Source organism: Streptomyces sp. TAA486 (genome assembly GCF_000426165.1).
This window is the reverse complement of the sequence record NZ_AUEV01000012.1, coordinates 241,390-253,014: the sequence shown is the minus strand read 5'-3', so window position 1 is coordinate 253,014 and position 11,625 is coordinate 241,390. Positions and strand designations below refer to the sequence as shown.

Genomic DNA, 11,625 nt, shown 5'->3' with positions numbered 1-11,625 from the left:
GGGACGCAGGACGGTGATCACGCGATTACTCTCCGCCCTTCTGAACGAAGGACCGCACGAAGTCCTCGGCGTTCTCCTCAAGGACGTCATCGATCTCGTCCAGGACGGAGTCCACATCGTCCGAGAGTGCTTCCTGGCGCTCCTTGAGGTCCTCGGAGACCTGCGTCTCGTCAGTCTGTTCCTCGGTTTCCTCGGTCTGGCGCGTGGCCTTCTGCTGCCCGCCGCCGGTGTCCTTGGTCGCCATATCCTCACCCCGCTCGGTTCGGTGTACGCGTGACGTACAAGATCAGACCCTACAAGCAGGGACTGACATCGGCCCTTCACTTCTCCAACGTCGGAGTACCACCCCGGTGATTCCCGCATGCGGCACGGAATAGCCGTATTCAGCCTCCCGAAAGCACCCTCACCAGGTCCTCCGCGGTGCGGCAGCGGTCCAGAAGTTCCTTGACGTGGTCCCGTGTGCCGCGCAGTGGCTCCAGCGTGGGCACTCGTTGCAGAGAGTCACGTCCGGGCAGGTCGAAGATGACGGAGTCCCAGGACGCGGCGGCCACGTCGTCCGCGTACTGCTCCAGGCAGCGGCCGCGGAAGTAGGCGCGGGTGTCCTCCGGCGGCTTGCCGACGGCCCGCTGGATGTCCTCCTCCTCGAGCAGCCGCTGGATGTTGCCCCGGTTGGCCAGGCGGTTGTAGAGGCCCTTGTCGGGACGTACGTCCGCGTACTGGAGGTCCACCAGGTGCAGTCGTGCCGCGTCCCAGCCGAGCTTGTCACGGCGGCGGTAGCCCTCCATGAGCTCGCGCTTGGCGACCCAGTCCAGCTCCCCGGAGAGGTTCATCGGGTCCTGCTCCAGCCTCGTCAGTACGTCCTCCCATCGGGTGAGCACGTCCTGGGTCTGCTTGTCCGCGTCGGCACCCCAGCGCTCCTCGACGTACTTGCGCGCGAGCTCGCAGTACTCCATCTGGAGCTGCACACCCGTGAGCGTGCGGCCGCTGCGCAGCGTGATCAGCCGGCCCAGCGTCGGGTCGTGCGAGACCTGGTGCAGCGTACGGACGGGCTGGTCCACGGCGAGGTCCACCGCGATGAAGTTGTCCTCGATCATCGACAGCACGAGAGCCGTGGTGCCGAGCTTGAGGTAGGTGGAGATCTCCGAGAGGTTCGCGTCGCCGATGATCACGTGCAGACGGCGGTACTTCTCGGCGTCGGCGTGCGGCTCGTCCCGGGTGTTGATGATCGGCCGCTTCAGCGTCGTCTCGAGGCCGACCTCGACCTCGAAGTAGTCGGCTCTCTGGGAGAGCTGGAATCCGTGCTCGCTGCCGTCCTGGCCCAGTCCGACGCGGCCGGCGCCGCAGACGACCTGACGGGAGACGAAGAAGGGCGTCAGGTGCCGCACGATGTCCGAGAACGGCGTCTCCCGCTTCATCAGGTAGTTCTCGTGCGTGCCGTAGGAGGCGCCCTTGTTGTCGGTGTTGTTCTTGTAGAGGTGGATCGCCTGCGTACCCGGGACCTCGGCGGCGCGCTCGGCGGCCTCCGCCATGATCCGCTCACCCGCCTTGTCCCACAGGACGGCGTCCATGGGGTTGGTCACCTCGGGCGCGCTGTACTCGGGGTGGGCGTGGTCGACGTAGAGACGGGCGCCGTTGGTGAGGATGACGTTGGCCAGGCCGATGTCCTCGTCGGTGAGCTGGCTCGCGTCGGCCGACTCCCGTGCCAGGTCGAAGCCGCGGGCGTCCCGCAGCGGGTTCTCCTCCTCGAAGTCCCAGCGGGCACGGCGTGCCCTGTGCATCGCCGCGGCGTAGGCGTTGACGATCTGGGATGAGGTGAGCATCGCATTGGCGTTGGGGTGACCGGGTACGGAGATCCCGTACTCCGTCTCGATGCCCATCACTCGCCGTACGGTCATGCGGCCCTCCTTGCCCGGTGGCGCCCCGGCTGTGGGCCGCCACTCAAGTCCCGCTGCGCATCCGCCCCGTCTGCGGTCCTTCCCTCAGCACTGCGCGTAGCGGCACTACGGACGAGCCTAGAACGCACGGCCTGAAGTCGGGAGATCACTCAGCGGACTTCCTAGGACTACTCAAAAAGGATCCGGCCACGGAACGCCCCCTCCCCTGCCTTCGGCGGGGGTCCACCAGGGGCGTCCGCAGCCGGATCGCTGTCTGCTTACAGGTACTGACCGGTGTTGGCCACGGTGTCGATGGAACGGCCCGTGTCCGCACCCTGCTTTCCGGTGACCAGCGTGCGGATGTAGACGATCCGCTCGCCCTTCTTGCCGGAGATGCGGGCCCAGTCGTCGGGATTGGTCGTGTTCGGCAGGTCCTCGTTCTCCTTGAACTCGTCCACGCAGGCGGCGAGCAGGTGGGAGACGCGCAGACCCTTCTGGTTCTGGTCCAGGTAGGCCTTGATCGCCATCTTCTTCGCCCGGCCCACGATGTTCTCGATCATGGCGCCGGAGTTGAAGTCCTTGAAGTAGAGCACTTCCTTGTCACCGTTGGCGTAGGTGACCTCCAGGAAGCGGTTCTCCTCCGACTCCGCGTACATCTGTTCCACCACGGACTGGATCATGGCGTCGACCGCGGCGTTGCTGTTGCCGCCGTGCTCGGAGACGTCGTCCGTGTGCAGCGGGAGGTTCGCGGTGAGGTACTTCGAGAAGATGTCCTTGGCGGCCTCGGCGTCCGGACGCTCGATCTTGATCTTCACGTCGAGACGGCCGGGGCGGAGGATCGCCGGGTCGATCATGTCCTCGCGGTTGGAGGCACCGATGACGATGACGTTCTCCAGGCCCTCCACACCGTCGATCTCGGAGAGCAGCTGCGGAACGATGGTGTTCTCCACGTCCGAGCTGACACCCGAGCCGCGGGTGCGGAAGAGGGAGTCCATCTCGTCGAAGAAGACGATGACGGGCGTACCCTCGCTCGCCTTCTCTCTGGCCCGCTGGAAGACGAGGCGGATGTGCCGCTCGGTCTCGCCCACGTACTTGTTGAGAAGCTCCGGGCCCTTGATGTTGAGGAAATAGCTCTTGCCCTGGGGCTTGCCCGTGACTTCCGCCACCTTCTTGGCCAACGAGTTGGCCACGGCCTTGGCGATCAGGGTCTTGCCACAGCCGGGGGGCCCGTAGAGCAGCACGCCCTTCGGCGGCCGCAGTTCGTGCTCCTTGAAGAGGTCCGGGTGCAGGTACGGCAGTTCCACCGCGTCGCGGATCTGCTCGATCTGACCGCGCAGGCCACCGATCTTCTGGTAGTCGATGTCGGGCACCTCTTCGAGGACGAGCTCCTCGACCTCGCTCTTGGGCACGACTTCGAAGACGTAACCGGAGCGCGGCTCCAGCAGCAGGGCGTCGCCCGCACGGAGCGTGCCCTCCAGCAAGGGTTCCGCGAGGCGCACGACCCGCTCCTCGTCGGTGTGACCGACGACCAGGGCGCGCTCACCGTCCTCGAGGACCTCCTTGAGCGTGACGATGTCGCCGGCGGTCTCGTACGCCATGGCCTCGACCACGTTGAGCGCTTCGTTGAGCATCAGCTCCTGGCCGCGCCGGAGCTCCTCGAGTTCGACGCTGGGGCTGACGTTCACACGGAGCTTGCGTCCGCCGGTGAAGATGTCGGCTGTGCCGTCTTCGTTCGACTTCAGGAAGACTCCGAAGCCGGCAGGCGGCTGCGCGAGGCGGTCGACCTCTTCCTTGAGGGCCACGATCTGATCGCGCGCCTCACGGAGAGTATTGGAGAGCCTTTCGTTCTGTGCTGAGACCCCGGCCAGATTCGTCTGAAGCTCGACGATCCGCTCCTCAAGAATCCGAGTGTGCCGCGGAGAGTCGGCGAGCTTGCGGCGCAGGACGGCGATCTCCTGCTCCAGATACGCCACCTGACCGGACGGGTCTTCGGAACCCCGACCGGGCCGGATGCCGCGGTTGATGTCGTCGTCGTGGGCTGCCACGGTCCTCACCTCCTCCAGGGGGAGCTGGACGCTTCCTGACCCTACCTGGGCGGGTACAGGTTGAAACCCTAGATCACAAAGACGGACACGGAGTGTCTGATCTTCACCCTTGCGCGCTCCCTCACGCCAGGGGAATACCCACCCACGACCATCCGGAAGCGGCCGGTTGTAGGGTCGGAACCGTCAACACCCCACATGGACAGCAGCTTTCCATCACGAACGCAGGAACGGCAGGCGACAGGATGAGCACCGGGGACGAGGCACTCGAGGTCTGGATCGACCAGGATCTGTGCACCGGCGACGGCATCTGCGCGCAGTACGCACCCGAGGTGTTCGAGCTGGACATCGACGGCTTGGCCTATGTGAAGAGCGGCGATGACGAGCTCCTCCAGGACAAGGGCGCGACGACCCCCGTACCGCTTCCACTACTCGACGACGTCGTGGACTCCGCCAAGGAATGCCCAGGCGACTGCATCCATGTCCGCCGTGTTTCGGACAGTGTTGAAGTCTACGGCCCCGACGCCGATTAGCGCGTGGAGTGACGGACGCTCACGGTGAGTGCCCGAAAAGCCGGGCGTGACACGGCCTGTTACGGCTCAGATGCTCTTCGGGCTGCCCGCGGTCGGGGCGGCCTCGAGCGCGAACTTCCCGTCCTTCCACTCCCACTTCACCTTCCGCTGCTTGTCCGGGCAGCAGCTCGGCACCGAAGGTGAGGAATAGCCCAGCAGCTTGGCCGAGACCGTACGGCCGCTGACGCGGAGATCCTGGACGGTCATCCGCTCCTTGGTACGCAGCATGGTCGCGACCACGCGGGGCGGCTGGCCTGGGCGGGCCGCGGCGGCCAGAACGAAGAGCGCGTTGGGCGGCGATCCCGTACCGGAGTGGCAGCGCACGGACGCGACGGTTTCCTTGCGTCCGTCGCCGTCGAAGTCCGCGGAGCCCTTGTCGACGACGTCTATCGGGACGGACGGGCTTCCGCAATCGACGGGAAAGTCGGCCTTCTTCGGGTCCGGTGCGGGGCCCGAGGAAGCGGTGGTGAGCGTGGGCTGCGCGCTGGCGTCCGCGGGCTGGATGAAGGCTGTGGCCCCGACGACTGCGGCGAGGGCCACAGCGGTGCTCAGCCAGTGCACCATGCGGGTACGGGTGTGCGGCAGTTCCAGTTCGAGTTCCGGTTCCGTCACGCCGGGTGACTCCTGTGAGAGGTGTGCTTGGGGGTGCACAGCATCGTGCCACAGGTCACACCGCACCGGAACGGGCGGGACCACGGTTCTGCGTACGGCTGCTGACGCACCGTCAGCGCAGGCGCCTCAACAGGCGTGTTACGTCATCGAGTTGGGGCGGTGTGACGGGGCGGCGCCGCGATGCGCGGTCTATGGGCGGGAGACCGCGCACCGGCCCGCGTCCCGACGGACCCCGTCCCAACGGGCAGTTCAGGAACGGCCCGAGGTGCTGCCGGGGCCCGTGTAGTCCTCCCCGTAGGCGCCCTTGGCGGGACGGCGCCGGCGCAGCGGCGGTTCGACACCGTCGGCGAGACGGCGCGCGGTGAGCAGGAAGCCCGTGTGCCCGATCATGCGGTGGTCGGGGCGTACAGCCAGGCCCTCCACATGCCAGTTGCGCACCATGGTCTCCCATGCCTGCGGCTCGTTGAACGTGCCGTGCTCGCGGATCGACTCGACCATGCGGGCCAGTTGCGTCGTGGTGGCCACGTAGCTGCACAGGATGCCGCCGGGCACGAGCGCCTTGGAAACGGCCTCGAGACACTCCCAGGGGGCGAGCATGTCGAGGATGACCCGGTCGATGTCGCTGTCCGAGAGCTGGTCCTGGAGGTCTCCGACAGTGAGCGTCCAGGCGGGGTGCGGTTCGCCGAAGTAGCGCTCGACGTTCTGCCGGGCGATGTCCGCGAAGTCCGCGCGCCGCTCGTAGCTGTGCAGCATGCCCATGTCGCCGATGGCGCGCAGCAGGAACGTGCTCAGCGAGCCGGATCCGACGCCGGCCTCCACGATGCGCGCACCCGGGAAGATGTCGGCCATGGCGAGGACTTGGCCCGCGTCCTTTGGATAGACGACGGCCGCGCCGCGCGGCATGGACAGGACGTAGTCGGGGAGCAGGGGGCGCAGCGCGAGGTAGGCGACGTTTCCCGTGGTACGGACGACACTGCCCTCGGGAGCACCGATCAGCTCGTCGTGGGGGAAGGCTCCCTTGTGGGTGTGGAAGCTCTTTCCCTCTTCGAGCGTGAACGTGTAGTGGCGTCCCTTGGGATCGGTGAGCTGGACCTGGTCCCCGACCTTGAAGGGCCCGCGACGGCGGGCGGCACCGGTCGGTTCGGACATGCGCACAGACTAACGGGTCTGGTCAGGGCCTCACGCCGAGGGCTTGGCCATGGCCGCGACGAAGGCGCGCTCGACGTCGCCCGTGGACAGCACTCCGTAGATCTCGCCCGTCTCCTCGACCACCAGGTACTCGGTCGCCGGGGTCGCACGCAGATGCTCCAGCAGCTCCTCGCCGGCCAGCTCCGCCGGGACGCGCATGCCGTCCTTCAGCTCCTGGGCGAGGCTGGAGACCGCGACCCAGGGGCGGCGGTGCGAGGGGACTCCGGCGATGGCCGCCTCGCGCACGAGCGAGACGGGGCCGCCGGCGCCGTCGACCACGACCAGGGCGCGGGCTCCGGCGTCGTTGGCACGGCGGAGCGCTTCGGAGAGCGGGGTGTCGGTGGGTACGGGGACGGCACGCCTGGTGAGGTTGCGCGCCCGCAGTTCCGGGAGATGTTCGCGCAGCCGGGCCATGCGGAGGCTGTTCCCGGCGCCGGTCCAGATGATGGCGGCCAGGATGGCGGCAAGGAGCGCGTCCATGATCGAGTCGACGCCGCCGATGGTCTTCTGCGTGAACCCGCCCGCGTGCGTGGCGAGCGGTAGCCCGATCAGCACAGCGAGCGCCAGGAACCGGCCGATCCAGGCCGCGAAGACCGTGCCGGTCATCGGACGGCCGCTCAGCTTCCACACGAGGGCACGCAGCATCCGGCCGCCGTCCAGGGGCAGTCCCGGGAGAAGGTTGAACGCGGCCACGATCAGGTTGGAGACCATCAGGCCGGCCAGCAGCACGCCCGGAACGGTGTCGGGCCGCACGGCCTGCATCCCAGCGTAGAAGACGCCGGCGAGCACGAGGGAGAGCAGCGGTCCGACGAAGGCGAGGATGAACTCGCGGCCGGGGGTCTCGGCTTCCTTCTCGATCTCGGAGACGCCGCCGAAGAACTGGAGCTGGATGCGGCGCACCGGCAGCTTGAAGCGCAGCGCGGCGACCGTGTGGGCGAGTTCGTGCACGAGGACCGAGGCGTAGAAGGCCACGGCGAAGAAGAGCGCGATCAGGTAGCGCACGGCGCCGAGATGAGGCAGGACGCGGTCGAGCTGACCGCCGAAGACCCAGGTGATGAGGGCGGCGACGAGGAACCAGCTGGGTGCCACGTAGACGGGCACGCCGAAGGGGCGGCCCATCAGGATGCCGCCCCCGAAGGGACGGGCGCGCCGGGGCTTGTCGGGGCCCAGCGCACGCGGCCCGGGGCCAGTGGTGCCGGGGCGCGTGCGGCCCTGACCGGTGTCCGCGTCGGAGGCCGGGCCGCCGCCGGAGGCCGTGCCGGAGGCAGGTGCGGGACTCGGCTCCGGCTCCGCCTTCGCGTCGTTCCCGGCGCCAGGTCCCGAAGGGTCAGCGGGTGCCGCGTCAGGACCGGTTGCGGGCCGGGGGTCCGGCGCGGCCGGTGTGGCGGGCTCCCGTTCCGGTGCGATGTCCGTCCTGCCCTCTGCCCTGTTCCCCGTCTTTTCTTCCGTTTCCTCCGGTGCCGCGGCGGCTGCCGGCGGACCGTCCGGGTAGAGCGTGGCGTCCGGACGGTCCGGGAGTGACGCAGTGCCCTCCCCCGCCGTTCCGGAATCACCGGAGCCGCCGGAGCCGCCCGAACGCGGCCTGCCGCCGTTTTCCGTCTCCGCCACGGGTTCCCCTCTGCCGCTTCCTCGCACTCCGCTGTGCTGCCGTTTCCCCTTCGGGTGTGCAGGGCGGGTGCGCCGTCCTCGATGGTATGCGTCCGTTGTCAGTGCGGGGCCCTAGGGTCGTACGTCATGACCACCCGCGTCGCCTCGCCGCCGAACTCCCTCTCGCCGTCCCGCGCCAGCGACTTCATGCAGTGCCCGCTGCTCTACCGCTTCCGGGTGATCGACAAACTGCCGGAGAAACCTTCGGCGGCTGCCACACGTGGAACGGTCGTGCACGCCGTCCTTGAGAGGCTCTTCGACTCCCCCGCGGAGCAACGCAGTCTGCCGCGTGCCCGATCTCTCGTCACCCGTGAGTGGGAGCGTCTGCTCGCCAAGAGGCCGGAGCTCAAGGAGCTGTTCGGGGAGGACGGGCAGGAGGCGGTGGACGCCGGCCGCCTCGCGTCGTGGCTCGCGGAGGCGGAGTCCCTCGTCGAGCGGTGGTTCTCGCTGGAGGACCCGACCCGGCTGGAGCCCGCGGAGCGGGAGTTGCTGGTCGAGGCCAAGCTGGATTCCGGGCTGCGGCTGCGCGGCATCATCGACCGCGTCGACGTCGCCCCGACCGGCGAGGTGCGGATCGTCGACTACAAGACGGGCAAGGCCCCGCCTCCGCAGTTCTCCGACGGTCCGCTCTTCCAGATGAAGTTTTACGCGCTGGTCGTGTGGCAGCTGCGCGGGGTCGTGCCCCGCCGTCTCCAACTCGTCTTCCTGGGCAGCGGAGATGTGCTGACGTACGACCCGGACGAGGAGGATCTGCGCCGCGTCGAGCGCAAGCTGCTGGCGCTGTGGGAGGCCATCAAACGGGCGACGGAGACGGGTGACTGGCGGCCGAGCCCCGGCAGGCTCTGCGACTGGTGCGACCACCAGGCGCACTGCCCGGAGTTCGGCGGCTCTCCCCCGCCGTATCCGCTGACGGTGCAGCCGCGGCTGCCCGGGCCGCGCGACGACGGGGCACAGGAATCACCGGTCGACGCTTAGGCAAGAATGGTGCCCCGTCCCGCCCGCCCGCCCGAGGAGATCCCGTGGCTATCCGCGTCCTGTTGGTCGATGACCAGCCGCTGCTGCGCACCGGCTTCCGCATGATTCTGGAGGCGGAGCAGGACCTGGCCGTCGTCGGCGAGGCGGGTGACGGGCTCCAGGCGCTGGACCAGGTGCGGGCATTGCAGCCCGATGTGGTGCTGATGGACATCCGCATGCCGCGGATGGACGGGGTGGAGGCCACGCGCCGCATCACCGGGCCGACCAAGGACGGGCCCGCGAAGGTGCTCGTGCTGACCACGTTCGACCTCGACGAGTACGTGGTGGAGGCGCTGCGCGCGGGCGCCAGCGGCTTCCTGCTCAAGGACGCGCCGGCAGCGGAGCTCGTGCAGGCGATCCGCGTGGTCGCCGCCGGCGAGGCCATGCTGGCTCCGAGCATCACGCGCCGCCTGCTCGACAAGTACGCCGGGAAGCTCCCCTCGGGCGAGGAGCCCGTACCGGACACCCTTCACCAGCTGACGGAGCGTGAGGTGGAGGTTCTGAAGCTGGTGGCGCGCGGCCTGTCGAACTCGGAGATCGCCGCGGACCTCTTCGTCAGTGAGACGACGGTCAAGACGCACGTCGGGCACGTGCTGACCAAGCTGGGGCTGCGCGACCGCGTGCAGGCCGCGGTCTACGCGTACGAGAGCGGACTGGTGCGGCCCGGCACGTGAGGCCCCGGCAAGGCACCTCACGAGCGCGCCACGCCCGCCTTCCGCTCGGCCCTCATCTGCCCGCGGTCCCCTCGGTCCTCAGCTCTCGGTGCTGCGGCCAAGCTCCCACAGTTGCAGCACCGACGAGGAGTTCAGCGCCCACTCCGCGCCCGTGATGTCGTCACGCGCCGCGATGAACTGCTTGCCCTGCCACAGCGGCAGAACCGGCACCTCGTCGGCCACGATGTCCTGCGCGCGGGCGAAGCCGGACTCGGTGCGGATCCGGTCGGTTTTCTGCCGGGTCTGCGGGATCACCTGATTCCGTATCTCCGAGCTGATGTACGGGGTGTTGAGGAAGTTGTTCTTCTCGAAGAAGGGCGCGATGTAGTTGTCCGCGTCCGGGAAGTCGGGGAACCAGCCGTAGCCGTAGACCTGGTACTTCCCCTTGAGGGCGTCGGTCCGGTAGGTGTCCCACGGCAGGCCCTTCATCTCGACGGCGAACAGGCCGCTGTCCTCCAGCTGCTTCTTCAGCTGCTTGAATTCCTTGGAGGTGACGCTGCCGTAGTGGTCGGTCGTATAGGCGAGTTCGACCTCCACCGGGGGGATCAGGCCCGCGGTGCGCAGGGTGCGCCGGGCGGACTCGGTGCCGGACTCGCCGTACTTGTTGAAGAAGGAGTTGCGGTGCCCGGGCACGCCCGAGGGCACCAGCGAGTACAGCGGATCGGCGGTGCGTTCGTAGACGTCGCGTACGAGGGACTCGCGGTCGATGACCTTGGCCATGGCCTGCCGCACAGCAAGGCGGCCAGCCGTCGCGTCGTCGGTGTTGAAGACGAGGTAGCGGATCTCCTGGCCCGGCTGCTGAACGAGGTCGATGTTGTCCTCGGGTGCGGACTCCAGCCTCTCGATCTGCTTCGGGGAGATCGTGCGGTTCATCAGGTCGATGTCTCCGGCGCGCAGCGCCTTCTCCATCGCGGCGGAGTCGCGGAAGGAGCGCAGTTCGACCTTCTCGCTGCGGATCCTGAGTCCGCCCTTGTAGTCGGCGTTGCGGGTGAAGACGGTCTTGCCGGCGTCGGCGTCGACTTCGAGCGTGTACGGGCCGGAGCCCACCGTCTTGAAGCCCTTCAGGAAGCCGTCCTTGGGATAGCTCTCCTGGTCGACGATCGAGGCGGCCGGAGTGGCGATCTTGTACGGGAAGGTGGCGTCCGGCTTGCGCAGCTGGAAGACGATCTCGCGGTCGCTGGTGGCCTTGACCTTGGATATCCCGCTGAGCAGCGACGCGGGCCCGTTGGCGAAGCGGATACCCAGGATCCGGGATATGGAGTACTCCACGTCCCGCGCGTCGAGCTTGTGGCCGTTGGAGAAGGTCAGGCCCTTGCGCAGGGTGCAGCGGTACTGCTCGTTCTGCGCGTCGGTGAAGCCGCAGCTCTCCGCCGCGTCCCTGACGGGGCGAGTGCCCGAGCGGGGCATCCGAAGCAGCGTCTGGAAAGCGTTGCGCATGACGTTCCAGGAGCTGACGTCGTACGCGGCGGCAGGGTCGAACGGTGCGGGCGAGGCCTTCGAGACGGCGAAGGTGTCCGTGGTGCCGACGACGACGGCCGGGGCGTCGTCCCCCGTCACTTGTCCGCACGCGGTGAGCATGGACGCCAGCAGCCCGGCAACAGCAGTCATCGCCTGGGGTTTGCACTTCATCGGGCACGGTCCTCTCGTCCACCCGGATCCGTCACGCTACGGAGGGCCTGACGGACCGTTAACGGACGCAGCCGGCCGTTCCTGAACGTGCCCTCCTCACAACGGACTCGGAGCCCGATGAGGATCACCTCCGGTGTTTCGCCGTACGGACCGCGCGGCGCCGAGTACCCGGGCCCGGATAGCCAAGGGACGCGGAGACAGCGGCAGCCACGCCACACCGGCGGAGCCCCGCCGCGTAACGCAGAGGCCGATGGACCGGCACCGACGCGAAGTGCGTCGTGAATGTCACAGCGCCGGTAACGCCGCGTCAAGAGGCCGGAGCCACGTATTCACC

10 protein-coding genes are annotated in these 11,625 nt (G+C 68.3%); 3 read left to right on the top strand and 7 right to left on the bottom strand.

The features are described from left to right. Positions 1–25 precede the first annotated feature (25 nt). The 3 genes from I004_RS0117270 to arc all read right to left on the bottom strand — a co-directional run bounded on the left by I004_RS0117270 (position 26) and on the right by arc (position 3,919). Positions 26–244 (bottom strand): ubiquitin-like protein Pup, encoded by a 219-nt coding sequence (locus tag I004_RS0117270; RefSeq protein WP_028436527.1) that lies wholly within the window; start codon positions 242–244, stop codon positions 26–28. Between the two features lie 139 nt (positions 245–383). Continuing rightward, a complete protein-coding gene (gene dop / locus I004_RS0117265) occupies positions 384–1,895 on the bottom strand; it encodes a depupylase/deamidase Dop (RefSeq protein ID WP_028436526.1) in 1,512 nt (503 codons plus the stop codon). Positions 1,896–2,152: 257 nt separating this feature from the next. Next, positions 2,153–3,919: a proteasome ATPase gene (arc, locus tag I004_RS0117260; RefSeq protein WP_028436525.1), complete on the bottom strand. Its 1,767-nt coding sequence runs from the start codon at positions 3,917–3,919 to the stop codon at positions 2,153–2,155. 242 nt (positions 3,920–4,161) lie between these two features. On the opposite strand from arc, the gene I004_RS0117255 reads away from it, so the two are divergent. After that, positions 4,162–4,449 carry a ferredoxin gene (locus I004_RS0117255; RefSeq protein ID WP_028436524.1) on the top strand — a complete coding sequence of 96 codons (288 nt, stop codon included), beginning with the start codon at positions 4,162–4,164 and terminating at the stop codon, positions 4,447–4,449. A 66-nt stretch (positions 4,450–4,515) separates the two neighbouring features. Here I004_RS0117255 and I004_RS0117250 read toward each other — a convergent pair whose 3' ends face one another. The 3 genes from I004_RS0117250 to I004_RS0117240 form a co-directional block, all read right to left on the bottom strand. Then, positions 4,516–5,100: a hypothetical protein gene (locus tag I004_RS0117250; RefSeq protein WP_028436523.1), complete on the bottom strand. Its 585-nt coding sequence runs from the start codon at positions 5,098–5,100 to the stop codon at positions 4,516–4,518. A 249-nt stretch (positions 5,101–5,349) separates the two neighbouring features. Continuing rightward, positions 5,350–6,249 carry a tRNA (adenine-N1)-methyltransferase gene (locus I004_RS0117245; protein ID WP_028436522.1) on the bottom strand — a complete coding sequence of 300 codons (900 nt, stop codon included), beginning with the start codon at positions 6,247–6,249 and terminating at the stop codon, positions 5,350–5,352. Between the two features lie 30 nt (positions 6,250–6,279). Further along, positions 6,280–7,896, bottom strand: a complete 1,617-nt coding sequence (locus tag I004_RS0117240; protein WP_028436521.1) for a site-2 protease family protein — start codon at positions 7,894–7,896, stop codon at positions 6,280–6,282. Between the two features lie 126 nt (positions 7,897–8,022). Here I004_RS0117240 and I004_RS34470 point away from each other — a divergent pair, with 126 nt between their 5' ends. Next, a complete protein-coding gene (locus tag I004_RS34470; RefSeq protein WP_037976565.1) occupies positions 8,023–8,910 on the top strand; it encodes a RecB family exonuclease in 888 nt (295 codons plus the stop codon). A 44-nt stretch (positions 8,911–8,954) separates the two neighbouring features. Then, a complete protein-coding gene (locus I004_RS0117230) occupies positions 8,955–9,623 on the top strand; it encodes a response regulator (RefSeq protein ID WP_028436520.1) in 669 nt (222 codons plus the stop codon). Between the two features lie 78 nt (positions 9,624–9,701). On the opposite strand, the gene I004_RS0117225 is transcribed toward I004_RS0117230, so the two are convergent. Next, positions 9,702–11,270 carry an ABC transporter substrate-binding protein gene (locus tag I004_RS0117225; protein WP_106965381.1) on the bottom strand — a complete coding sequence of 523 codons (1,569 nt, stop codon included), beginning with the start codon at positions 11,268–11,270 and terminating at the stop codon, positions 9,702–9,704. Positions 11,271–11,625: the final 355 nt, after the last annotated feature.